Source organism: Agreia sp. PsM10 (assembly GCF_030433855.1).
Classification (GTDB): domain Bacteria; phylum Actinomycetota; class Actinomycetes; order Actinomycetales; family Microbacteriaceae; genus Agreia.
Genome location: NZ_JARUXC010000012.1, coordinates 89,144 through 113,785, shown reverse-complemented (window position 1 = coordinate 113,785; position 24,642 = coordinate 89,144). Strand labels below are relative to the sequence as shown.

Annotated in this window: 21 protein-coding genes; 10 read left to right on the top strand and 11 right to left on the bottom strand. The window is 64.4% G+C overall.

What is annotated here, in order from left to right; translation table 11 throughout:
• Window positions 1–203 precede the first annotated feature (203 nt).
• From eno to mfd, 7 genes are all read right to left on the bottom strand, one after another.
• The gene (gene eno, locus QCD70_RS14730) at window positions 204–1,484 is read right to left on the bottom strand and encodes a phosphopyruvate hydratase (protein WP_044439059.1); all 1,281 of its coding nucleotides are present in this window, start codon (window positions 1,482–1,484) and stop codon (window positions 204–206) included.
• A 98-nt stretch (window positions 1,485–1,582) separates the two neighbouring features.
• The gene (locus tag QCD70_RS14725) at window positions 1,583–2,038 is read right to left on the bottom strand and encodes a MarR family winged helix-turn-helix transcriptional regulator (RefSeq protein ID WP_301217567.1); all 456 of its coding nucleotides are present in this window, start codon (window positions 2,036–2,038) and stop codon (window positions 1,583–1,585) included.
• A gap of 10 nt (window positions 2,039–2,048) precedes the next feature.
• Window positions 2,049–3,650, bottom strand: coding sequence for an MDR family MFS transporter (locus QCD70_RS14720; protein ID WP_301217579.1), 1,602 nt, complete (start codon window positions 3,648–3,650; stop codon window positions 2,049–2,051).
• Window positions 3,651–3,848: 198 nt separating this feature from the next.
• Window positions 3,849–4,292, bottom strand: a complete 444-nt coding sequence (locus tag QCD70_RS14715) for a MarR family winged helix-turn-helix transcriptional regulator (protein WP_301217565.1) — start codon at window positions 4,290–4,292, stop codon at window positions 3,849–3,851.
• 28 nt (window positions 4,293–4,320) lie between these two features.
• Window positions 4,321–5,604, bottom strand: a complete 1,284-nt coding sequence (hisS, locus tag QCD70_RS14710) for a histidine--tRNA ligase (RefSeq protein ID WP_301217563.1) — start codon at window positions 5,602–5,604, stop codon at window positions 4,321–4,323.
• A 9-nt stretch (window positions 5,605–5,613) separates the two neighbouring features.
• Window positions 5,614–6,279, bottom strand: coding sequence for a MazG family protein (locus QCD70_RS14705; RefSeq protein ID WP_301217561.1), 666 nt, complete (start codon window positions 6,277–6,279; stop codon window positions 5,614–5,616).
• On the bottom strand, window positions 6,276–9,887 hold the full coding sequence (gene mfd, locus QCD70_RS14700) for a transcription-repair coupling factor (protein WP_301217559.1): 3,612 nt from the start codon (window positions 9,885–9,887) through the stop codon (window positions 6,276–6,278). Before mfd ends, QCD70_RS14705 begins: the two co-directional genes overlap by 4 nt.
• 59 nt (window positions 9,888–9,946) lie before the next feature.
• Here mfd and QCD70_RS14695 point away from each other — a divergent pair, with 59 nt between their 5' ends.
• The 4 genes from QCD70_RS14695 (at window position 9,947) to QCD70_RS14680 (ending at window position 14,507) form a co-directional block, all read left to right on the top strand.
• Window positions 9,947–10,540 carry a hypothetical protein gene (locus tag QCD70_RS14695; protein WP_301217557.1) on the top strand — a complete coding sequence of 198 codons (594 nt, stop codon included), beginning with the start codon at window positions 9,947–9,949 and terminating at the stop codon, window positions 10,538–10,540.
• Between the two features lie 159 nt (window positions 10,541–10,699).
• Entirely contained in the window at window positions 10,700–11,890 is a 1,191-nt protein-coding gene (locus QCD70_RS14690; protein ID WP_301217555.1) for an AAA family ATPase, read from the top strand.
• A gap of 14 nt (window positions 11,891–11,904) precedes the next feature.
• The gene (locus QCD70_RS14685) at window positions 11,905–12,840 is read left to right on the top strand and encodes a hypothetical protein (RefSeq protein ID WP_301217553.1); all 936 of its coding nucleotides are present in this window, start codon (window positions 11,905–11,907) and stop codon (window positions 12,838–12,840) included.
• Window positions 12,841–12,842: 2 nt separating this feature from the next.
• Window positions 12,843–14,507, top strand: coding sequence for a DUF262 domain-containing protein (locus QCD70_RS14680; protein ID WP_301217551.1), 1,665 nt, complete (start codon window positions 12,843–12,845; stop codon window positions 14,505–14,507).
• Window positions 14,508–14,632: 125 nt separating this feature from the next.
• On the opposite strand, the gene pth is transcribed toward QCD70_RS14680, so the two are convergent.
• The 4 genes from pth to QCD70_RS14660 all read right to left on the bottom strand — a co-directional run bounded on the left by pth (window position 14,633) and on the right by QCD70_RS14660 (window position 17,886).
• A complete protein-coding gene (gene pth / locus QCD70_RS14675) occupies window positions 14,633–15,217 on the bottom strand; it encodes an aminoacyl-tRNA hydrolase (RefSeq protein ID WP_301217577.1) in 585 nt (194 codons plus the stop codon).
• 4 nt (window positions 15,218–15,221) lie between these two features.
• Window positions 15,222–15,842: a 50S ribosomal protein L25/general stress protein Ctc gene (locus QCD70_RS14670; RefSeq protein WP_055948459.1), complete on the bottom strand. Its 621-nt coding sequence runs from the start codon at window positions 15,840–15,842 to the stop codon at window positions 15,222–15,224.
• A 196-nt stretch (window positions 15,843–16,038) separates the two neighbouring features.
• Window positions 16,039–16,983, bottom strand: a complete 945-nt coding sequence (locus QCD70_RS14665; RefSeq protein ID WP_301217548.1) for a hypothetical protein — start codon at window positions 16,981–16,983, stop codon at window positions 16,039–16,041.
• A 12-nt stretch (window positions 16,984–16,995) separates the two neighbouring features.
• Window positions 16,996–17,886 (bottom strand): EamA family transporter, encoded by an 891-nt coding sequence (locus QCD70_RS14660; protein WP_301217546.1) that lies wholly within the window; start codon window positions 17,884–17,886, stop codon window positions 16,996–16,998.
• Window positions 17,887–17,957: 71 nt separating this feature from the next.
• Here QCD70_RS14660 and QCD70_RS14655 point away from each other — a divergent pair, with 71 nt between their 5' ends.
• From QCD70_RS14655 to QCD70_RS14630, 6 genes are all read left to right on the top strand, one after another.
• Window positions 17,958–18,893, top strand: a complete 936-nt coding sequence (locus tag QCD70_RS14655) for a LysR family transcriptional regulator (protein ID WP_301217544.1) — start codon at window positions 17,958–17,960, stop codon at window positions 18,891–18,893.
• Window positions 18,894–18,973: 80 nt separating this feature from the next.
• On the top strand, window positions 18,974–19,900 hold the full coding sequence (locus QCD70_RS14650; RefSeq protein WP_301217542.1) for an SMP-30/gluconolactonase/LRE family protein: 927 nt from the start codon (window positions 18,974–18,976) through the stop codon (window positions 19,898–19,900).
• Window positions 19,901–19,902: 2 nt separating this feature from the next.
• Window positions 19,903–20,679, top strand: a complete 777-nt coding sequence (locus QCD70_RS14645; protein WP_301217540.1) for an IclR family transcriptional regulator — start codon at window positions 19,903–19,905, stop codon at window positions 20,677–20,679.
• A gap of 109 nt (window positions 20,680–20,788) precedes the next feature.
• On the top strand, window positions 20,789–22,291 hold the full coding sequence (locus QCD70_RS14640; protein ID WP_301217538.1) for a sugar ABC transporter ATP-binding protein: 1,503 nt from the start codon (window positions 20,789–20,791) through the stop codon (window positions 22,289–22,291).
• Window positions 22,288–23,412 (top strand): ABC transporter permease, encoded by a 1,125-nt coding sequence (locus QCD70_RS14635; RefSeq protein ID WP_301217536.1) that lies wholly within the window; start codon window positions 22,288–22,290, stop codon window positions 23,410–23,412. Before QCD70_RS14640 ends, QCD70_RS14635 begins: the two co-directional genes overlap by 4 nt.
• A 3-nt stretch (window positions 23,413–23,415) precedes the next feature.
• On the top strand, window positions 23,416–24,594 hold the full coding sequence (locus QCD70_RS14630; RefSeq protein WP_301217534.1) for a substrate-binding domain-containing protein: 1,179 nt from the start codon (window positions 23,416–23,418) through the stop codon (window positions 24,592–24,594).
• Window positions 24,595–24,642: the final 48 nt, after the last annotated feature.

The following is a 24,642-nucleotide window of genomic DNA, read 5'->3' as shown; positions in this document are numbered from 1 at the left end:
TAACAGTAGGGTAACCCCCGCCCGGGGAATGATTAATTGCGGGGGGGGGGGGGGGGGGACCGGGGAAGGGCCCCCCCCGGGGGGGGGGCCCCAATTCCTCGGCGCCGGTGCGTCGTGCGACGAGGGCGCCCCGAGGGGCATGCCCAGTGTCGGCTTGCGCATCGAGCGCCTTTCGTTCGGGTGGGTTCTCGGCCGGTGAGGCTCTAGCCCTTGAAACGCGGGAAGGCCGTGCGGCCGGCGTAGAACGCGGCGTCGCCCAGCTCCTCTTCGATCCTCAGAAGCTGATTGTACTTAGCGACGCGCTCGCTGCGGGCAGGCGCTCCGGTCTTGATCTGGCCCGAGTCGGTGGCGACGGCGAGGTCGGCGATGGTGGTGTCTTCCGTCTCGCCGGAGCGGTGCGACAGGATCGCGGTGTAGCCGTGGCGCTGGGCCAGGCTGACGGCGTCGAGCGTCTCGGTGAGCGTTCCGATCTGGTTGACCTTCACCAGGATCGAGTTGCCGGCGCCGAGGTCGAGGCCCTTCTGCAGGCGAACGGGGTTCGTGACGAACAGGTCGTCTCCGACGATCTGCAGCTTCGATCCGAGCTCTGCGGTGAAGTGCTGGTAGCCCTCCCAGTCGTCCTCCTGCAGCGGGTCCTCGATCGAGACCAGCGGGTAGTTGGCGGCCAGGTCGGCGAAGTACGCCGTGAGCTCGAGAGCCGAGAGCTGCTTGCCCTCGAAGTGGTACGAGCCGTCCTTGTAGAACTCGCTCGCGGCCACGTCGGTGGCGAGCGCGATGTCGCTTCCGAGTGTGAAACCGGCGTTCTGGATCGCCTGGGCGATGAGGTCGAGAGCCTCGCGGTTGCTCGACAGGTTGGGGGCGAATCCGCCCTCGTCGCCGAGTCCGGTGCTCAGACCCTTGGAGTGCAGCAGCGACTTGAGCGAGTGGTAGGTCTCGACGCCCCAGCGCAGAGCCTCGGAGAACGACTCCGCACCCAGGGGAACGATCATGAACTCCTGCACGTCGATGTCGTTGTCGGCGTGCGACCCGCCGTTGATGATGTTGAGCAGCGGAACGGGCAGCGTGTGCGCGTTCGGCCCTCCGACGTAGCGGAACAGGGGCAGGTCGGCCGAGTCGGCGGCGGCCTTGGCCACGGCGAGCGAGACGCCGAGGATGGCGTTGGCGCCCACGCGCTTCTTGTTCTCGGTGCCGTCGACGTTGATGAGCTCGGCATCGATCAGGCGCTGGTCGGTGGCGTCGAGTCCCTCGATCGCCGGGCCGAGCTCGTCGATCACGGCGGCGACGGCCTTCTGCACGCCCTTGCCGAGGTAACGGCTCTTGTCGCCGTCGCGCAGTTCGTATGCCTCGAAGGCACCGGTGGAGGCTCCCGAGGGAACGGCCGCGCGCGAGACGATGCCGTCTTCGAGCAGCACCTCTACCTCAACGGTCGGGTTTCCCCGGGAATCAAGAATCTCGCGAGCGCCTACGGCTTCGATCAATGCCACTGGTGTATCTCCTCTATCAGAGCAAGGTGGTTTGCATGGAGAGCGCCTTCCGCTGTCCGCTCGCAAGTCTAACGACCCGCCGGATGCGCGTGGCTGAGTCAGGCCCTCGGGTCGCTGGCGTTGAAGCGGGCGAGAAGCGCCGAGAAGGTCGCGAGATCGTCGGAGGTCCATTCGCCGAGTCTGTCGCGATAGTCGTTCTTCACCCGCTGCCGCAGGATCTCCATGCGCTCCTCAGCCAGCGGCGTGGGAACGAGGAAGCTCGATCGCCCGTCGTGCGGATCCGGCTGGGTGTCGACCAGGCCGAGGTCGCGCAGCACCTTGATCTGCCTGCTCACGGCGCTCTTGTCGAGCCCCATCTGCTGGATGATCGTGCTGGCCTGCGCCGGAGCGCACGTGAAGATCATGCGCAGGATGTTGAAGCCGGTGGGCTGCAGATCGGGGTGGAACCCCTTTGCGTAGTCCCGCAGGGCGGACCGACCGGAACGGAAGAGCTGCACGATGCCGGCCTCGATTCCGAGCATCAGCTCCTGCTCTGAAATCGTCGGGTCGGTCACAGCCACCAGATTACCGTTCTCTCACGGCGGGCATCGAGCCGGTTCGGGGCGTCGCGCCGACCTCGTCGGCGCTCACGGCCACGAGAGTGTCGGCCGGAGTGTCCGTCATCTGCTCGAGAGCGGTCATCGTGCCGAGAGGCTTGGCGGGCAGCAGGGCGATGGCGACGACCGTGATCACGGCCAGCGGAATCGCGAGCATGAACACGTCTCCGATCGCGTGGCCGTAGGCGGCCTCGACGATCACGCGCACCGGCGCCGGCAGCGTGCTCAGATCGGGGATCGCTCCCCCGCTCAGCCCCTGGGCGGCCTGCGCTCCGGCCGCGCCGAGCGACGCCAATCCGTCTTTCACGAACTGCGCCACCTGCGTGCCGAGCACGGCTCCCATGACCGAGACTCCGATCGTTCCGCCGAGGCTCCTGAAGAAGGCGACCGACGCACTGGCCACACCGAGCTGGCGGGGGTCGACGGAGTTCTGCACGACGAGCACGAGGTTCTGCATGACCATTCCGACGCCGGATCCCATGATGAACATGAAGACCGCGACGAGAACGTAGCTCGTGTCGTAGCGCAGCGTCGACATCAGCGAGACGCCGATGGTGAGCAGGATGGATCCGGCGACCATGTAGCGCTTCCACTTGCCGGTGCGGCTGATCAGCTGTCCGACGATGGTCGAGGAGACGAGCACGCCACCGATCATCGGGATCGTCAGCAGACCGGACTCCGTCGGCGTGGCGCCGCGGGCCAACTGCATGTACTGACCCAGGAAGACGCTCGTGCCGAACATGGCGACACCGACGGAGATGCTGGCGACGACCGCCAGGGTGAACGTGCGGTTCGTGAACAGCGTCATCGGGATGATGGGCTCCTTCACCGTGAGCTCGACCCACACGGCCAGGCCGAGAAGCACGATGCTGCCGCCCACCATGAGGTAGGTCTGCCACGAGTTCCACTCGAAGTTGTTGCCCGCGAGCGTGACCCAGATGAGCAGAAGGGAGACGCCGGCCGCGATCAGCACCGCGCCCAGGTAGTCGATGGTGACCTTCTTGCGGATCTTCGGCAGCTTCAGCGTGAACTGGAGCAGGATGATGGCGGCGACGGCGAAGGGAACCGCGATGTAGAAGTTCCAGCGCCATCCGATCGAGTCGGTGACGATGCCGCCCACCAGCGGCCCGCCGACGGTGGCCACGGCCATGACCGCGCCGAGCAGGCCCATGTACTTGCCGCGCTCACGAGGGCTGATGATGTCGGCCATCACGACCTGCACGAGCGCTGTGAGACCGCCGGCACCGAGACCCTGCAGAACGCGGAACAGGATCAGCGTGCCCGTGTCCTGCGAGAAGCCCGCCAGCATCGACCCGAGGGTGAAGATGACCAGCGAGATCTGGATGAGCAGCTTGCGGTTCGTGAGGTCGGCGAGCTTGCCCCAGATGGGCGTCGACACGGTGGTGGCGAGCAGGGTGGCCGTGACCACCCAGGTGAATGCGGCCTGGTTTCCGTTGAGGTCGCCGATGATCTTCGGCAGCGAGCTCGAGACGACGGTCGAGGCGAGGAGGGCGACGAACATGCCGAGCAGCAGACCGGACAGCGCCTGAAGGGTCTGGCGCTGGGTCATGCCGGTCGACGTGGTGCCGGGTTGCGATTCGGCGATGGAACGAGTGGACACGGAACTCCCAAAAGAAAACTCCCCACCGCTCATCGATGAGGAGAAAGTTGACTTGCATCAACTATAGCGAAGTAGTTGATAAACCGCAACGACCCCCGGATTTCTCCGGGGGTCGTCAGGGGGTGGGCCGTGCGGCCGCCACGTGGGTCAGGCGGCGATGACCTCGCCGCGCACGGCGATGCTGCACTCGAGCAGGTCGACCGTGCGCTGCAGCACGGCGACATCATCGGGGTCGAGCTCCTCGAAGAGCGGTTCGAGCGCCTCGCCGAGACGGTCGCGCCAGTCGGCGAGGGCGCGCTGGCCCTTCGGCGCGATGGCGATCTGCCAGGCGCGCGCATCGGTGCTGTCGGCGATGCGCTTGATCCACTCCACCTCGTTGAGGTTGGCGACGATCTTGGTCATGGTGGGTTGGCTGACCCGGCTGTGCTTGGCGAGTTCGCCGAGACGCATGGGGCCGAAGGAGGTGAGCACGCTGAGCGTGCGCCAGGTGGCAGGTGACGTCGAATCGCCGGTGGCCTGCGCAGCGAGGCGGGTGAGACGGTGGGTGACCGATACGAGGTCGCCGAGAATGGTGCTGAGTTCGCTGTTCACTTGATTCAGTGTATAGCCTGGCTATGGTCTACTGCCCCAGTGCGCGGAATCTCAGGTCGTCGACGCTCTGGTCTGCGGTCTGCACGGTGGCCACGCGCGTGAAGCCCGCCGCGGAGAGCCGTTCGAGCTGCAGTTTGGCGTTCTTGGCCTTGCGCTCGAGCCGCACCCGCGATCCGGATGCGATCAGCTCGGTCTTCAGCGACTGCAGCAGCACCGCGGAGGTCGAGGCGTCGTGCAGCAGCGCCACCGACTCCGTCGCCTTCTGGTCGGGGAGGTCGACGAGGTCGACGATGCGCTCGAACCCGATGGAGAAGCCGACGGCGGGAACATCCGTTCCCAGGAACCGACCGATCATGCCGTCGTAGCGCCCGCCGCCCCCGAGCGAGAACGAGAAGTCGGGGTGCGCGATCTCGAAGATGGTGCCCGTGTAGTACCCCATGCCTCGCACGAGGAACGGGTCGAATCGGATGCGGTCGGCGTCGAGCGCGTCGCCGATCGAGGCGAGCTCGGCGACGAGCTCGGCGTCGATGCCCTCGGGCAGAGCATGCGCGATGGCGTCGTGGCCGAACGGGCGCATCATGCGGTCCTGCGGGCGCAGGAAGAACGCCTCCAGCGCGTCGGTGGCTCCGGCCAGCTGGGGAGACTTGGTGCGCAGCTCGTCGACCACGCCCGCTGTGCCGACCTTGTCGATCTTGTCGATCACGATCAGAACCGCCTCGTGACTCTCGGTCGGAAACCCGAACAGCTCGAGCATGCCGATGAGCAGCCGACGGTCGTTGATGCGCACAGTGCACCCCTGCAGGCCGAGCGCATCCAACGTCGAGAGCGTCGCGGAGATCAGCTCGACCTCGGCGAGCGCGGAGGCATCGCCGATGATGTCGATGTCGCACTGCATGAACTGCCGGTAGCGGCCCTTCTGCGGCCGCTCCGCCCTCCACACGGGCGCGATCTGCACGCTGCGGAAGACCGCGGGAAGCTCCGCCCTGTGAGTGGCGTAGAAACGTGCAAGGGGAACGGTGAGGTCGAAGCGCAGCCCGAGGTCGGCGAGGGCCTGCGCGTCGTCGGCGTCGACCGCCGCCTCGAGGTCGGACTTCTCGATGCCGCGCTTCAGCACACTGAACGACAGCTTTTCATTGTCGCCGCCGAGGCCCGAGTGCAGGCGCTGGATGTCTTCCATCACCGGAGTCTCGATCTCGTCGAAGCCGTGCGCCGAGTAGCTGCGACGGATCACGGCGAGGGCGTGCTCCCTCGCGGCCTTCTCTCGAGGGAGGAAATCGCGCATGCCACGGGGAGGGGTTACTGCAGAAGCCATTGTTCGATTCTATTGATCGTCGGCATTGGCGACGTCGGCCTCGGACTCGCGGATCTCGTTCTGCAGCTCGCGCAGCGTGGAGCGCAGCGCGCGCTCGGCATCGAGGCCTTGTGCCTTGGCCGATGCCACGATCGCCAGCAGCAGGCCACCCAGCTCGTCTTCGGACTGCATGGGGATCGACCCCGTTGAATCTTTCTCGAGCACACCGATCTTCTGCGCCCGCCCGATGACCTTGTCGGCGAGCGCGAGCGCCGGCATGCCCTGCGGGATGCCGTCGAGCACGCTCGTGCGACCCGGCTTCTCGACGGCCTTCAGGTCGTCCCAGACCGCCACCACGTCGTCAGCCGTGTGGGCGACGGCGTCGCCGAAGACGTGCGGATGCCTGCCGATCATCTTCGCGGTCATGCGTTCGGCGACCGTCTCGATGTCGAAATCCTCACCGGGCGTGTGCGCCGCGAGGTCGGCGTGGAACAGCACCTGGTAGAGCACGTCGCCCAGCTCCTCGATGATGTCGTCGCGTGTTCCCGACTCGAGCGCCTCGACGAGCTCGTAGCTCTCTTCCACGAGGTACTGCACGAGCGACTCGTGCGTCTGTTCCGCGTCCCAGGCGCAACCGCCCGGACCGCGCAGTCGAGCGACCGTGCGAACGAGCTCGTCGAGCTTCGGATAGGTCACGACTGCGTCTCCTTCTCTGCCACCACCGGCGCAGGAAAGAGCGCCGTGAGCACGCTCTTCGTCCAGTCGATGAGGGCGGCGTCCTCCAGAACTTCGCCGTCGACGACGGGCAGCGGAATGGAGACGGCCGCCGCCTGGGCGAAGTACTTCGCGTCGGGGTACATGCGGCGCATGCGCACCTGGATGGAGTCGGGAAGGTCGGCCGGAGCCAGGCGCAGGTTCGACCCCATCGTCACGACCTCGCCGAGACCGGACTTCTGGGCCTGGCGACGCAGGCGCGACACCGCCACGAGGTTCGCGACCTGCGCCGGGGGCTGGCCGTAACGGTCGGTGAGCTCGTCGATGACGAGGTCGATCTGCTCGTCGTTCGACGTGGGCGAACTGGCGGTCGAGAGCTTCTGGTAGGCCTCGAGGCGCAGCCGCTCGCTGTCGACGTAGTCGTCGGGGATGTGGGCGTCGACCGGAAGCTCGAGCCGGAGCTCGGTCTGGCCCTCGGCAACGTCTCCTCGGAAGGTCGACACGGCCTCGCCGATCATGCGCAGGTAGAGGTCGAAGCCGACGCCCGCGATGTGGCCCGACTGCTCGCCGCCGAGCAGGTTTCCGGCACCACGGATCTCGAGGTCTTTCAGTGCCACCTGGATGCCCGAGCCGAGCTCGTTGTTGGCCGCCAGGGTGGTGAGCCGGTCGTTCGCCAGCTCGGTGAGCGGCTTGTGCTCGTCGTAGAGCAGGTAGGCGTATGCCCGCTCGCGCCCGCGGCCCACTCGCCCTCGCAGCTGGTGCAACTGGCTGAGGCCGTACTTGTCGGCCCGATCGACGATGAGCGTGTTCGCGTTGGCGATGTCGAGGCCTGTCTCGATGATGGTCGTCGACACGAGCACGTCGAACTTGCGCTCCCAGAAGTCGACGATCACCTGTTCGAGCTGGTGCTCTCCGAGCTGGCCGTGCGCCACACCGATGCGCGCCTCGGGAACGAGCTCGGCGAGCTGCGCGGCGACCTTGTTGATGCTCGAGACGCGGTTGTGTACGAAGAAGACCTGGCCCTCGCGCAGCAGTTCGCGCCGAATGGCGGCCCCGACCTGCTTGTCGGAGTAGGGACCGACGAAGGTGAGGATCGGGTGCCGGTCTTCTGGCGGGGTGGCGAGCGTCGACATCTCACGGATGCCGGTGACCGCCATCTCGAGTGTGCGGGGAATGGGGGTGGCGCTCATCGAGAGGATGTCGACGTTGGTCTTGAGCTTCTTCAGCGCATCTTTGTGCTCGACACCGAAGCGCTGCTCCTCGTCGATGATCATGAGGCCGAGGTCTTTGAAGCCGATGTTCTCGGAGAGCAGCCGGTGCGTGGCGATCACCACGTCGACGGTGCCGTCCTTCATTCCGGCGATCGTCTCCTTTGACTCCTTCTCGGTCTGGAACCGGCTCAAGGGGCGGAGGTGAACCGGGAATCCGGCGAAGCGCTCCTGGAAGGTCTCGAGGTGCTGCCGCACGAGCAGTGTGGTGGGTACGAGCACGGCCACCTGCTTGCCGTCTTGCACCGCTTTGAAGGCGGCACGCACGGCGACCTCGGTCTTGCCGAAGCCGACGTCGCCCGACAGCAGTCGATCCATGGGAATGGGCCGCTCCATGTCGGCCTTCACCTCGTCGATCACGGTGAGCTGGTCGGGCGTCTCGGCGAAGGGGAACGCCTCTTCGAGCTCGCGCTGCCAGGGAGTGTCCGGACCGAAAGCGTGGCCCTTCGACGCCATGCGCGCCGAGTAGAGCTTGACGAGCTCGACCGCGATGTCGCGCACGGCCTTGCGGGCCTTTCCCTTGGCTGCAGACCAGTCGCTGCCGCCCATCTTCGACAGACCCGGCGCCTCGCCGCCGACGTAGCGCGACAGGAGGTCGAGCTGATCTGTGGGCACGTAGAGCTTGTCGCCGGGATAGCCGCGCTTAGAGGGCGCGTACTCGATGACGAGGTATTCGCGGGTGGTCTTGATGGGGTTGCGCCCGCCAGACTTGACCTCGCGCTGCGTCAATTCGATGAACTTGCCGATGCCGTGGGTGGTGTGAACGACGTAGTCGCCCTGCTTGAGCTGCAGGGGGTCGACGACGTTGCGCCGCCGTGAGGCCAGCTTCTTGACCTGGCGGGAGTCGTAGCCCACGGTGCGCCCGTAGAACTCGGACTCGGCGATGAGCGCGAGCTTGATCTCGGGCAGCTGGAAACCGTGGTCGACCGTGGCCTTCAGCAGGTAGGCGACGCCCGATTCGGCGTCGTCGGGGAAGAGGTCGACGACGCGCGCCGCGATCTCGTTCTCGGCCAGGACGTCGGCGGCCCGCTCGACGAGGCCGGCGCCCTGGGCGACCACCGCCACCGTCCAGCCGTCGGCGACGAGGCCGCGCACATGCTCGATCGCGCCGTCGACGTTGCCCTGGAAGCTCGGCACCGGATCGGCGTCGATGCGCACCGTGAGGTGCTCCTCGATATCGCGGTGCTCGGGCAGCACCTCGATGAGCCCATCGGCCGCGCCCGGCGCCGACTGGAAGGTCGACAGGGTCCACCAGGCGCGATCGGTGCCGGCGGCGGCCCGCAGATCGTTGAGCGTGATGAACTCGCCGCTGGTGAGGTCGATGGGCGCCTCGGCGCCCGCGGTCGCGGCCGTCCAGGCCGCGGCGAGGAACTCTCGGTTCGTCTCGGCGAGACTGACGGCGCGGCTCGCGACCTTCTCGGGCGAGAGAACAGCGATGGCTGCGCCCGCGGGCAGGTAGTGGGCGACCGTGACCAGCCTGTCGAGCAGGGCGGGGGCCAGCGACTCCATGCCCTCGACCGGGATGCCCTCGGCGATCTTGGCGAGCAGACCGGCGATGCTCGGGAACTCGTGCTGCATCTCACGGGCGCGCTGGCGCACCGCGTCGGAGAGCAGCAGCTCGCGGCTGGGCGGCAGGTCGACGCTGGGAACAGCCGTGTCGAGCGACCGCTGGTCGGCCACGGAGAATGCGCGGATGGACTCGACCTCGTCGCCGAAGAAGTCGACGCGATACGGGTGCTCGGCCACAGGAGGGAACACGTCGAGGATTCCGCCGCGCACCGCGTATTCGCCTCGGCGCGTGACCATGTCGACGCGCGAGTACGCCAGGTTCACCAGGTCGAGCGAGAGCCGGGCGAGGTCGTACCCCCGACCACCCGTGACCAGGTGGATGGGTTCGAGGTCGGCCAGATTGTCGGCGAGGGGCTGCAGAGCCGCGCGCACCGAGGCGACGACGACGATCGGCTTCTCGCCGTTCCACGTGGCGAGCCGGCGCAGCGCGTCGATGCGCTTGCCGACGATCTCGGCACTCGGGCTGAGACGCTCGTGGGGCAGGGTCTCCCACGCCGGGAACTCGACGATCTCGGCGTCGGGGCTCATGGATGCGAGGGTGCCGCGGAGCATCTCGGACTCGCGGCCGGTGGCGGTCACGACCAGCAGCGCCTGCGGGAGATCGTTCGCCCCACGCTGGTCGAGAAGACCGGCGAGAAGAGGAGCCCGCAGCCCCTCGGTGAGCGAGAAGTCCACATCGCGTGCCGCGTACGCGAGGGCGTTGTCGAACGTGGAGGCGCGCGAAAGCGCACGAGTCAAGCCCTGGAGGATCACCGTTCAAGCTTACGCGGGCCCACCGACACGCACCCCCGGGCGCGGGTAGAGTTCGGTGAATGTCCCACGTTCCCCCCATCGAGCCATCCGAGCCGGTTCGCGACGAGCGGCCGCGACCGCGCTTCGGCGAATACGCCCCCGAGTCGCAGCAGCAGCCGCAGCCGCCCGCGCCGCACACACCTGCGGCGCCCGCGCAGCAGAGTCCGTTCGCCGCGTCGAGCCACGTCCCGTCGGCCGCGGTGTTCCACAACGCGCCTCCGGCGCTGCCGAAGACCCTCGGCGTGGTCGCCTTCATCGCGGCCCTCGTGGTGCTCGTGTTCGCTCTCGTGCTCTCGGTCGTCGCCGGGCTCGCCTTCGCGCCCCTCGCCGGGCAGATGATCACCGACGGCGGCACGATCGACCAGTCGGCCGTCTCAGCAGACGATCCCGGTGTCGCCGCCTTCGGCGTGCTGAGCATGGCGTACTTCGTCGGCGGAACCCTGCTGGGCCTGTGGGCCCTCGTGCAGGGCCTGATCGCCACGATCAAGAAGCGCGGCCGGGGGTTCGGAATCGTGGCCATGGCCCTGGCCGTGGCGACGCCCGTGATCTCGTTCGTCGTGTTCTACGGCGTGACCTTCGCGTCGGCTCCGGAAATCTTCAGCTCCGTCGGCTGACTCTTCAAGGCCGCTACTGGCGGGCCTTGATATCGACGAGACCTAACGAGCACATCTGTACTCGAATCGGCATCAGGTGTACACGTTCAAAATCGTTCTATGCGAACAATTCACGCGCGTCGGCTCTGATGGGCCGGCATAAGTGGATACATTCGACCCATGCTCGATGAACTTAGAGTCACCAACTATAAATCTTTCTCGGGATCAACGAGCATTCCGCTTCGTCCGATAACTGTCCTCATAGGTAAGAACAATTCCGGCAAAACGGCTGCGACTAGGTTGCCCCTTCTCTTGAATGCGGCCATTGATCCTAAGCGAACTCGCCCGATGGGCCCACTCCCGCTTGCGGTCGGTTCAATCCGCTTCGGATCGTCATTAAACGACTTGATTCATGGCCAGAACCCGCATGGGCAGATCAGCCTGGGTTTCTCTGTCTCCGATGTCCTTGGGAGATCGAGCAAACTCGATGTCGACATACAGCTCCGTCAGTCGCTAACGACGAGCAACCAGGGCTTCATCTCCCGATATCACATGGGTGAAACGCTGCGGCTCGATTGGGACCGCAGATCTCGTCCAACAGAGGACAGATTGTCGGTCTTGGATGTCGATTTCATTGGACTTCATCCCCTCCTGCCACCGCGAACCGACATCGATACCTACGAAGAATTGGCCCGCCTCAGGGATGAGTTGACTGGCATTACGCATATCTCTTCGCTTCGCCGCACGCTAAGCCCGATTTACGAGAATCGTGAGCCTGACGAGACAAACTTTTCAGACGGCAGCGAGATTCCTTATCTCATGATGGCAAGCGAGTCTCTCCTCGATCAAGTCAACGGATGGTACGAAAAAAACTTAGGTACGCGCCTCACCATCGAAGCTGAAGCGTCGTCCTTTCAGATCAAGGCCGGAGTCAGGAATCCACAGAACTTAGCTCAATCCGGACAAGGCTTGCAGCAGGTTCTTCCTATTGTCGCAAGTTATAAGGCCGTGACTGGTGGACGGAATGAGAGCACCATACTCACCATCGAGGAGCCCGAGGTGCACCTTCATCCCGCGGCCCAGGCCGGGATTGCAGACCTAGCAACCGAGGCTGTAAACCAGCAGTCCAATTTCCAAACAATCCTCGAGACGCACTCAGAAAACCTGATCCTTCGATTGAGGCGCCATGTCGCATCTGGGCTTCTGAGTCCAGATATGGTCAATATCCTCTGGTTCGACCGACTTAATGAACAATCGTCGGTTCGCGAGATATTGATCGACAAGAATGGAGCGGTGGACTCCTGGCCCGATGGTGTCTTCTCGGAAGATCTTCAAGAAGTCCGCGCAATCATCAAGTCGGCTAAATCTTGAGAGTGCAACTCGCCGTGGCCCACTCAGGTTTGACGGCTGGTGAGGTGAACGACCTTGCTGCCATCACATGGACTCTCATCGACGGGTGGCACGAGTGGGCTGGGCCGGATCCAGACACAGATGTCCTCGATGCATTTTTCACCGCTCACGTTGGCTTCCGCGAATTATTCGAAAAGTCTTTTGCAGATGCGCAGAAATATCCGAAGTACGAGTCGTCAATTACTGTCGGTGACGGTCCTGCGGAAGCTGTCGATCTCAGTCTCTCGGTCGGCCGGCTGTTTTTAACCCAGCCATTGACTCTACTTGTCGAAAACATGTTAAACGATGGCCTATTTTATAGGCGCGGAATTGCTGCCCTTTCACCGGACTTGGTGCGAACCTTTGACAGCGCTTCGCCACCCATCGTCTTCTCCAACGGTGGTGGCATCGAGGAAGTGTCAAAGATTGTACGCAGCCGACGAGCGAAGTCTTTGCAGACAGGCGTTCCGGACCGACTAATCGTTCTGGTGGACGGTGATTCTAAATATCCCTCGCATGTGCCGACATCAGTGTCGGACGTTCGGAAAGAATGCAGTGCTCATGGGGCATCCGCGATCGTGCTGGAAAAACGCTCTATAGAAAATTATCTCAGCGACCGTCATCTTGACGAATATTTGGCGACTTTTCAGTCAGAAGATCTGGAGAGAAATGTGAACTTCGTTAAAGGCATGAGCCAAGTGCAGCGCGACCATTTTCCGATGAAAAATGGTTTCAAGCATTTGCCCGTGGGTCACGAGGCGGCGATATACGTCGGTCTCAGCCAGGATGACCTTGAGCATCGAAAGCTCGGACGGGCAATGGCGTATTTTCTGGATCACCCGTCAGGCGAATTCACCCTTGAGGACCTCAGATCAGTTGATGCTGTACATGAATTTGAATCGATTGTTGACCAGATAAGAAAGGCTTCCTAGCCGTGAGTGACCAAAAGCAGTATTCCGAGCTCAAGCCCGAGATTGTGTTCATCTTCGACCTCGTACGCCAGTTGGTGGACGGACAGATTCGGATCCCCCGCTTTCAGCGCAAATTCGTTTGGCGTCCTGATCAAATGTTGGACCTACTAGACAGCATTAATCTCCAATACCCGATTGGAAGTCTTTTGGCTTGGGAAACAGCGACTGACATCGTCACACTAGATTCCGTGGGGCCCATAAGACTCAGCGACCGCTCTGATTCCCAGTCTTCGGCTCTATACATTCTCGACGGTCACCAACGACTTTCTACGATCGCGGGCGCACTCGTTGGCGAGTCTGATCGGGTGCAAGGTCCAGGCGACGAAGACTCCGTCTGGAACATTTATTACAACATCAAGGATTCCTATTTTGAGCATTTGCCTCTTGGGACAGCGCCTGGTGCACATCAATTCCCTATGTCCCGCATTCTCGACACATTCGAATTCCTTGAGGAGTGCCAGCGCGTAATCGTGCAGGACCCCCTGAATGGTCGCGCCTACGTTCAAGAGATGCAAGCTGTGTCCCGGACATTTCAGACCTACAAGATTCCAGTCATACAGATAAAGCAGACTGGTCTAACTGAAGCCGTTGAAATATTTGCGCGCCTCAACTCAAAGGGCCAGGCGATGACGGCGGACCAGATGGTGTCCGCCCTTCTTTACCGGGAGGACACAGTCGATCCTTTCGATTTGGCGGGGGAAATCACTCAGACGATGGAGTACCTAAATTCGGTCGGATTCGGCGAAATAGATCGGACGCTCGTCCTTCGTGCACTGCTGGCAGCAATCGGCGAAGACATCTACCGGACGGACTGGACTCGTATCGCGTTGGAACGGAGAGAAGAACTCCTCCGCAGACTAAGAAGCGTGATTCCGGGTGTCAATATCAGTATTGCGGCAGCAATCGAGTTCCTGCGAGACGAAGGCGTCAGGACCGAAAGACTCATTCCCTATGGGATGCAGTTATTTGTTATCTCGTCATTCTTCTTTGCCTGCCCGGACCCGTCAGACGTCCAACTAGCGCTGATCAAGAAATGGTTCTGGGTCTCGTCCTTTTCCGCCTGGTTCGGTAGCGCTAACCCGTCCCGGGTCAACACCTTGATGCGCGACGTCATCGATAACGTTGCAGTCAACCGATCAGATCCGAAGTTTGTTTCGTTCGATATGAAAACCCAAGCCGTTCCGATTCCCAGATCTTTCGATATGCGAGCAGCCAGAACACGAGTCCTTCTACTTGTCTTGTTCTCACTTAAGCCTCTCACTCGGAACGGAGACCTCATCGAATCCCCCGAACTGGAGGTCCAGACATATGGGCCGTTAGCTCTCGGCTATATTTCAAACACTTCCGGAGACCGTGAGCTTCGTCGGGGACCCGCGAACCGGATCCTGAATGATGAGATGAGCGATCGCCGACAAGCGAAGTCCTGGTTGGAGGGCTTGAAGCCTGAAGTGCCTCGAGATTCAAAAATTCTTACTAGCCACGCCATCCCGCTCAAGGCGCTCGAGTCGCTTCTGGTTAAAGATCTTGACGGATTCCTGAGGCTGCGGCTAGACGAAATGCGCCGCATAGAGACTCACTTCATGTCCGAGCGTGACGTGACGCCACCATTCGAGGACAATCGTTCGTAAGCCGTTAGTCCAGAAGATGATAAAGAGCACCAATCTCAGTCTGGCGTGACATTTCCAACCAAACCCTGAGCGGTTGCCAAGCAGCATGGTACATGCGTGATGCTTCGGTGCGATACTACTCGGCGTCACGCGGGTGAATGAAATTGCTGCTGGGCGGCCGTGAGACCGTCGTCGGCGATCTTCTCGACCGCGTCCGCGGCATCCACCAGGAGATTCGGCAGGGCCTGGCGCTCGGTGCCGGAGAAGTCGCGCAGCACGAAGTCCGCCGCATCCATACGACCGGGCGGGCGGCCCACGCCCACGCGCACGCGGATGAACTCGGGCGTGCCCGCGGCGCTGATGATGTCGCGGATACCGTTGTGGCCGCCGGGGCCTCCCCCTGACTTCAACCGGACCGTGTCGAAGGGGATGTCGAGCTCGTCGTGCACCACGATCAGGCGAGACGGGGCAAGGCTGTAGAAGTTGAGCAGCTGAGAGACAGGGCCACCCGAATTGTTCATGTAGGAGTTGGGCTTGGCCAGGATCAGCTTCGGGCCGCCGGGGCGCAGAAAACCCTCCGCCACGGTCGAATTCGTCTTGTGCCTGCCGAATTTCGAGCCGATGCGCGACGCGAGCTCGTCGAGCACCATCTGGCCCACATTGTGCCGGTTGCCAGCGTAGCCGGGCCCGGGATTCCCGAGCCCGGCTACGAGCCAGACGTTGTCAGACAGTGAACTACTCGGCAGTCTCGGGCGTGCCCGTGGCCTCGTCGCCGGCGCTCAGCGAGTCGCCGAGGTCGGCCTCTTCGGGAACGGTGACGTTGATGACGAGAAGCTCGGGGTCGCTGACCAGCGTTGCGCCCTCGGGCAGCACGACGTCTTTCGCGAAGATCTGGGTGCCTTCGACGGCACCCTCGATGTCGACGGTGATGCGCTCGGGGATGCTGATGGCCAGCACCTCGACGAGCAGCGTGTTCTCGTCGAGCGAGGCCAGCGTTCCGGCGAAGGACTCTCCCTCGACGTGGATCGGGACCTCGACCTGGACCTTCTCGCCCTTGCGCAGCACGATGAGGTCGATGTGCTCGATGATCTGCAGCACGGGGTCCTTCTGAACGTCCTTGACCAGCGCGGCCTGCTCGGTGCCCTCGATGTCGAGGTCGAGAACGGCGTTCGCCTTGCGCAGGATGAGCGCGACCTGGTGGCCGGGCAGCGTGATGTGCACCGGCTCCGTTCCGTGGCCGTAGAGGACGGCGGGGATCTTGCCGATTGCGCGGATCTTGCGCGCGGCGCCCTTGCCGAACGAGGTGCGGACCTCGGCGGAAACGCGGTTTTCGGACTGGGTGTTCTTGTCAGCCATGAGAATGTGCTCCTTGGCGAGCCGTGAGGCCCGCATCGTTAGTGTCAATGATTCAACTCGACCGCGTGTAGCGAGAGGAAAGACAGGGGTGTTGCGTGCCTCATCCACCGCGTCGATAACGGATGTGCCCGGGCACGTGATCGCACGCCGAACGGCATCCCTCGCCGAAGTTCAGTAGTCAGTGTACACGGCCGGATCAGCGCCGGATGCGTCGCGCCCTGGCACCCGAGGCCGCCGATCCGAGGAACACGATGCCCAGCACGGCGATGAATCCCAGAGCTACGGCGGAGCCCAGTCCGCTCGCCCCGTCACTGCCCAGCGGCCCCGACGCCGTCGTGAAGATCCGGACGACGGCCGACGGCACCACGGCGAGGAGGCCGAGGAGCAGGGAGAGGATGCCCGCCACCGAGACGCCGATGGAGCTCCACCCCGAGGTGAGGGCGACACCGGCCAGCACGACGGCCCCGGCGAGCAGCAGGCCGAGCGTGCTCGGCACCGGCGTGGTCGACTCGGCGGCGGTGCCGAACGAGCGAAGGAGGCCGGCCGACCCGAAGGCGACCAGAACGATGCCGAGAGGCGTCGCGACCAGACCGACGACGAGGGAGACGACCGCCTTCACCCCTCCTCTGCCACCACCGTGCGTGCGGGCTGCGATCGCCCGACCGAGCGCCGCCCCGAGGAACACGATGCCGGTCGCGAGCAGGAGTCCGGACTGGCACCAGAACACGAGAAGACTGAGCGGGCTCACACCCATGGCCGGCAGGCTTCCCGCGAGCGTGCCCGACAGTGTCGGGATCGCCAGGAACGCGATGCCGAGGCCCGTCGCGACGAGACCGGCGACGAGCGGCCCGAGCGAGGAGAAGAGACCGGTCAACGAGACGATGAGCACGAGCACGAGTCCCGCGGAGAGCAGCAGGATCGCCGCCGGCACGGGCTCGGTGTTCAGGCGCTGGAGGGTCTCGGAGTAGGAGCGTGCTCCACCGGCCATCACGAGAAGGAGCGCAGGAGCCGTGATGAGCAGCGCGACGAGGGCGCTGACGACACGCGCCGCGACCGACCCGCCCCCTGATCGGCCGTTCGAACGCCCGCCGCGAGCGGGAGGATCCTGGAAGTCTGATGCGGAGAAGATGCGCTGGGACATGCAGCGATCCTGTCAGCCCACGGCCGCCACCGCCACACGGCGGCGTCGGGTGCTCGCGAAGAGCACACCGCCCACGACGAAGATTCCCGCGATCAGTTCGACCTGGTCGATCACTTCGCCGAAGGCCAACCACGAGGCCAGCACACCCACGACCGGAACCAGCATCGAGAACGGAGCGACGACGCTCGACGGATTCCGCTTGAGCAGGCCGCCCCAGATCCCGTAGCCCACGAGAGTGGCGATGAGCACGATGTAGAGGAGTCCGAGAACGGCCGGGAGGGCGTCCAGGGTGAAGCTCGTCGCGAGACTGTCGCCGATCCGATCCGGGCCCTCGACCAACAGGGCCAACGCGAGCATCGGCACCGGCGGCACCACCGACATCCAGAGCGTGAGACGGAACGGATTCGGCGCCTCGGCCTTGCGCGTCGAGATGTTGCCGATCGCCCAGCCGAGCGCTCCGCACAGGGTGAGGATGACGGGCAGCAGGGCGGCCACCTGGGCGCGGTGCACGGCGATCGCGGCGAGCCCCAGAACGGCGATCGCTATGCCTGTGGCCTGGCGCGGAGTGATCCTCTCGCGCAGCCAGATACCGGCGATCAGCACGGTGAAAGGCGCGGATGCCTGCAGCACGAGCGAGGCGAGTCCGCTCGGCATCCCGGCGGCCATGCCGGCGTAGAGGAAGGCGAACTGCAGGAGGCCGATGCCGAGCCCGGCGCCGAGCAGCCAGCGGAACCGGATCTCCGGGCGTGGCACGAACAGCACCGTCGGAACCGCGATCAGGGCGAACCGCAGGGCCACCATGAAGAACGGCGGGAAGTGGTCGAGGGCGAGCGCCGTGGCCGGGAAGTTGAGTCCCCAGCAGACGGCGACGAGCACGGCGAGGAGTCGATCGCGAGGAGACATGTGCCCATCGTGTCCGAGATGTCACTGAAGGACAATTGCATCCGACCTCATCGACTTTGTAGCCTGCCTACATGGATCTGAATCACCTGGCCCTGCTTCGGGAGCTGGCCGAGCGCGGGAGCGTCACCGAGGTCGCCGACGCCCTCGGCAAGACGCCGAGCGCCGTGTCGCAGCAGCTGCGCACCCTGCAGAGGCAGATGGGCACGGCACTCGTCGAACGTGTCGGACGAGGGGTGCGTCTCACCGACGCGGGGCACGCGCTGGCAGCGAGCTCGGTACGCGTGGCGACCGCGATGGCCGAGGCTGAGACGACCTGGAGCGCGTTCCAGGGCGGAGCATCCGGCACCGTGCGGCTCGCGATCTTCTACTCGGCGGCCGAGCTCCTCGTGCCCGGCCTGCTCACGCGCATGCGCGCGCATCCCGGCATCACGCTGGAGATCTCCGACCGCGACGTCTCGCAGGACGACTTCGCCGCGCTCACGAGCGACTTCGACATCGTCGTGGCTCACCGCTCCGACGATGTACTGCCGCCCGACCGCGAGCGCCTGAGCGTGGTTCCCCTGCTGAGGGAGCCGCTCGACGTCGCTCTCCCGATCGGTCACCCCCTCGCCGCACACCGGAGGGTCTCCCCTGCCGACGTCATCCACGAGGACTGGATCGGCGTTCCGGTCGACTTCCCACTCGATCGGGTGCTTCAGGCGATGTCGGCTCAGGTGGGCGCCCCTGCCAAGGTGGTGCACCGGACCACCCACCTGCCCCTCACCGAGAAGCTGGTCGCCGCGGGCCACGGGGTCGCGCTGCTGCCACGCAACACATCACTGGAACGTGCGCCGGGGCGGTACGTGCTGCTCCCCCTCACCGACCTGCGGGCCGGACGGCGCATCGAGGTTCTGATGCGCCCGGATCGTGCGGCCAGGCGTGCCGTGGGCCTCGTTCTCGACGAGCTCATGTCGCAGGCCGGGCTCGCGGACGCGCAGGTCGAGTCGCCGCCTGATTCAGAGGAATAAACAGCGTTCGGTATTTCGAACACTGCATTGCGTGCCGACTCCGGTGGTGCTGTAGTAGCTATCAACCAACGGAGGTGACCATGGACGCTCGTTCCCCCGAGACATCCGGTCTCAGTGGATTGATTCCCACTGGAGCCGAGCTCGCGGTACTCGGGACGGGTGCGACCTGGTCCGAAGGCCCCGTATGGATACCCGCGACGCAGTCCGTCCGGTGGAGTGACATTCCGGCTGACCGGATCCTGGAGTATTCCACCATCGATGGGTCCCTCTCCGTCTATGCCACCGACGTCGAGTTCACGAACGGGCGGACCCTCGATCGCGACGGGTCGGTCATTCAGTGTTCCCACGGACGCAGAAGGGTCGAACGCGATCGGGGCGGTGCCGTCACACCGATCGTCGATTCCTACAACGGGGTGCGCCTGAACTCACCCAATGACGTCGTCGTGGCAGCAGACGGCAGCATATGGTTCTCCGACCCGCCCTACGGCATCGTCGTGTCGATCGAGGGCCACCCCGGCGAACGAGAATATGGCGACAATTTCGTCTTCCGCCACGATCTCGAGACCGGTGAGACGCGACCGGTCATCATCGACATCGAGGAGCCGAACGGACTGGCATTCTCGCCCGACGGGTCGATCCTCTACGTCTCCGATACGTCAGCCGCACTGCGATCCGTCGGCGGCAATCATCACATCCGCGCATACGACGTCGACGGCACCCGATGCAAGAACGGCCGCGTCTTCGCCGTCATCGAGGACGGTATGTCGGATGGCTTCCGGGTCGACATCGAGGGCAACGTATGGACCTCGACCGCGTCAGGAGTCACCATCTACTCACCCGACGGCGGCCGACTGGGCCACATCGCCGTTCCTGAAACCGTCTCGAATCTGTGCTTCGGCGGCCCCGACGGCACGACACTCTTCATCACCGCGACCACGAGTCTCTACTCCATCGCCACGTCGACCAGAGATGCGACGACGACGCCTGCTTGCGCGCAGGAGGCGTGACGATGACGCTCATCGATCTCACTGACGCCAGGGAGTCGTCCACCCCTGTTCCCGCCGTGATGCGCGCCGTCCGCATCCTCGATGTCATGGCCCAGAACAAAGGTCCGGTCACACTCTCTGAGATCGCCAGAGCAACGGGGATGGCGAAGTCCTCGATCTCCAATCTGATGACCACACTGCAGGCGGCGGGCATGGCGCGCCAGCTCTCTCGCGGCTGGGTTCTCGGATACAAGGTGCTCGAGCTGGGCCAGTCGGTGCTCTCGTCGACCGATCTCGTCTCGGAATTTCGTCGCCTTGCGAACATGCTGCCGACGCTCCGCGAGGAGACCGCTCTGATCGCTGTTCTCGACGGTCTCGACGTGCTCTATCTCTCACGGCACAACGGGAATCAGCCCGTGCGCCTCGCCACTGACGTGGGCCACCGGCTGCCGGCTGTGGTGACGGGCCTCGGCAAGGCGATGCTTGCGTCGCTTCCCGAAGACGAGATGAATGCCCGTCTCGAAACTGTCACGGAGATGCCTCGGCTCACGAATCATTCCTTTCGCACGGTCGACGAATTGCGACGAGACCTCGCCGCTATCCGCGTACGCGGATACTCGATCGACGACCAGCAGAACACGACAGGAGTGACGTGCTTCGGTGTCGCCATCACGGGGCTGCGCCAACCCACGGCCGTGAGTTCGACCCTCCTGTCGTATCGCGCCACACCCGAGCTGCGTGACCGTTTGATCCTCGACCTGCGCAAGCTGTCGAGGCAGCTCGCCGGAGCCGCGACCTAGACCCGCACAATCCCGGCCTTTCTCACCCGCGTCTCAGCACACGACACCGGGGGCTCTCAGCCATGCCGAAAACAGCAAGATCCCACCCTCAACCCGAACGGGAGTACCCATGATTCCTCTGCTCGAAGTCAGGAATCTCGACAAGTCGTTCTTCGCCACCCGCGCCGCTCAGAGCGTGAGCTTCGATGTTCACCAGGGCGAGGTCGTCTCGCTGCTCGGAGAGAACGGCGCAGGAAAGTCGACGGTCATCAAGATGCTCGCGGGCGTCTACAAGCCCGACAGCGGAACGATGACTCTCGCCGGTGCCGACCTCGCGAGCGGCCAGACCCGCCGCAGCATCTCCTTCATCCATCAGAACCTCGGCCTCATCGAATGGATGACGGTAGCTGAGAACATCGCCCAAGTGCTCGGCTACCAGAAACGGTTGGGATTCATCGACCATGCTGCGGTGATGAGGCGAGCGAGCGAGGTGCTCGAGCTCGTCGGCGGAGGAATCGATCCGAATGCCAGGGTCTTCGATCTGCCACGCACCGAACGAAGCCTCCTTGCCATCGCGCGCGGTCTCGTCACGAAGCCGAAGCTTCTCGTGCTCGACGAGCCCACCGCCTCACTGCCCGCCGAAGACGTGGAGCGCCTGTTCTCGGTGCTGAGGCGGCTCAGAGATTCTGGCGTTGGCATGATCTACGTGTCGCACCGACTCGACGAGATCTATCAGATCTCTACTCGCACGGTCGTGATGCGCAGCGGGCAGGTCGTGGGCGATCGAGCGGTGGCGTCGCTCAGTCACCGCGAACTGGTCGATCTGATCGTGGGGCGAAACACGGTCAATCCGACCTTCGACGCCCCGCAGAGTGAGGTTCGACTGCGTCTCGACCGAGTGGAGGTCGGAAACGTCGGCCCCGTCTCACTCGCTGTGCACCGCGGCGAGGTCGTCGCACTGTGCGGACTTCGCGGGGCTGGCCACGAGCACATAGGCCGCGCCATTGCGGGAGACGCCAGAGTCTCTGCGGGCTCGTTTGAGCTCGATGGAACCGCGTTCGCACCCAAGAACCCCCGCGTCGCCGTTCAAGCGGGTGTCGGCTTCGCGACCTCTAATCGGGAGAGCGAGGCCGTAGGTGCCGGACTCTCGGCGCGCGAGAACCTCTTCCTGAATCCGGCGGTTTGGGGTAGGCGTTTCTGGCAGTTCCGCGGAGCGCGGGCAGAGAAGATCGCGGCCCGCCGCTACATCAACGATTTCGGCGTGCGCCCGTCCGACCCTGAGCTGCCGCTCGACACCTTCTCCGGAGGGAATCAGCAGAAGGTCATCCTGGCCCGCTGGTTCGGCGTGGGACGCAAGGCCGTCGTGCTCGAAGAGCCGACTATGGGCGTCGACGTGGGAGCAAAGGCCGATATCTACGCCCTCCTGCGCGATGCCGCCCGAGAAGGCACCGCAGCCGTCGTGGTCTCGACCGACATGGAGGAGGTCACCGCGATCGCCCACCGGGCAATCGTTTTCGGCAGGGGCCGGGTAGTCGCCGAGATCACCGGTGCAGACCTGACTATCTCAAACCTGATTGCGGCCGCATCCGACCTCGATCGACAGACCACCGTGCTCGAAGGGAGCGCATCATGACAATGAACACATCGCTGAAGTCGACGGCACTCGAGCCGCCGAAATCCGCTCCCTGGTACCGCAAGCTCACGACCGTCTACGGCATGGTCGTGCTGACCGGGGTTCTCTTCGTGATCTTCGCGATAGCCCGGCCAGACACCTTCGCGACACTGTTGAATTTTCAGCTGCTCGCATCGAGCCAGTCGACGCTGCTGATCCTCGCGATCGCCGTGACCATTCCGATGGTGGCCGGCAAGATCGACCTGTCTATCGGCTACGGAGTCGGACTGTGGCAGGTGATGGCCCTGCAATGGCAGATCGCCGGCATGGACTACCGACTGGTGATCTTCCTGAGTCTGCTCGGTGGCGCCCTCGTGGGGTTGTTCAACGCCCTGCTGGTAGAGCTCGCCCAAGTCGACGCGTTCATCGCGACGCTCGCCACCGGCCAGGTCATCTTCGCGATCACCTATTGGACCACGGGCGGACGCCAGGTGACCGACAACGCCGGCGTGCGGGCCAGCGCCTTCGACGCTCTGTCGACGTGGTCGCTCGGGCCCATCCCCGGGCCGTTCGTGATCGCCCTCGTGCTCGCCCTGCTGCTGTGGCTCGTGCTCGAGTTCCTGCCGGCCGGACGCTACCTCTACGCCGTCGGCGCCAACCCCCGGGCCGCCGAGCTGACCGGCGTCAACCGACGCCGGTACGTGGTGGCCGCCATGGTCGCATCCGGCGTGCTCACTGCCGTGGCCGGAGTGCTACTGGCGTCGAAGCAGGCCGGCGTCGCCCAGGCCAACATCGGCCCGGAGTACCTCCTCCCCGCCCTGACCGCGGCCTTCCTCGGGTCGACGACGATCAAACCCGGCCGCGTCAACGCGCTCGGAACGATCCTCGGTGTGGTCATCGCCACGATCGGCATCTCGGGCCTGCAACAGCTCATCCCCGGCCAGTTCTTCCTCGAACCGCTCTTCAACGGCCTCACCCTCGTTGCCGCCATCACCATCGCCTCCCTCGCGAGCCGCCGGCGCGCATCCCGTGCCGATACGCCCGTCGTCGCCCCACCAGCAGAAACCACCGACACCACAGAAACCACTGAAGAACCGCGCGGCGACGCCGCCGCGTCCTTCACCAACAGAGAAGAGAGATGAGCCATGACCATCATTAGAACGGTTGGCCGGGTCGCCTTGGCGAGCCTGACCGTCGCCACCCTCCTCGGCGTCTCGGCATGCTCGAGCGGCAGCGTGTCCAGCGAGTCCGGCGGCACCGGTGCTGCGACCGCAGCCGCCGAGGACTTCTCCTCGATCATCCCCGAGGGCGACATCGTCGAGGCCTCGAAGAAGCTCGTCGATGACAGCCTCAACGCATCCACCGGATTCACTCCGTCGGCCGACGGGCCAAAGGCCCAGAAGCCGGGAGCAAAGATCGCCTACGTCGGTGGCGACCTGACGAACGGCGGGGTCAACGCCATCGCCACCGGTCTTCAGGAAGCCGCGGCCGTTATGGGCTGGACAGTCGACGTCTACGACGGAAAAGCATCCGCCCAGGGCCGCACGACAGCGATCAACCAGGCCATCGCCGCGAAGTCCGACGCGATCATCCTCGGTGGCTCCGACCCGACCGAGTCGGCAAGCTCGATCAAGCAGGCAGCCGATGCTGGAATTCCGGTCATCGGTTGGCACGCCGGAGCCGACACAGGCCCCGGCAACGGGCTATTCACAAATGTGAGCACCGATCCGCTGCAGGTATCGCAACTCGCCGCCGCCTACGCGGTAGCAGACTCGGATGGAAAGGCCGGCGTCGCGATTTTCACAGACGGTCAGTACCCCATCGCCGTCAAGAAGGCGGATGCCATGAAGGCCTACATTGAGGCGTGTTCCGGCTGTTCCGTGCTGAGCTACAACGATTCGCCCATAGCGGAGGCCAGCCAGAGGATGCCCGGACTCATCTCGAACCTCCTCCAGGAGCAGGGCGACAAGCTCACCTACCTGCTCGCGATCAACGGCAACTACTTCGGAGGAGCACAGCAGGCCCTGCGCGCAGCAGGCAAGGACCCGGCCGGCACGCCGAAGTCGGTCGCTGCGGGCGACGGCGACCCCGCCGAGCTTCAGCGCATCCGTAGCGTCGACTATCAGTCGGCGACCGTCGCCGAGCCGCTCGTACTCGAGGCCTGGCAGCTGATCGACGAGACCAACCGCGCGTTCGCCGGCGCCGATCCGTCGACATTCGTTCCGGCACCCGGCCTCATCACCGTGAAGAATGTGCCGACTGGCGACGTCTTCGATCCCGACAGTGGCTACCGCGACGTGTTCACAAAGGTCTGGGGCAAGTAGGCCGACTCTTGGCCGGGGCGGGCGCTCTCTCAGCGCACCGCCCCGGGC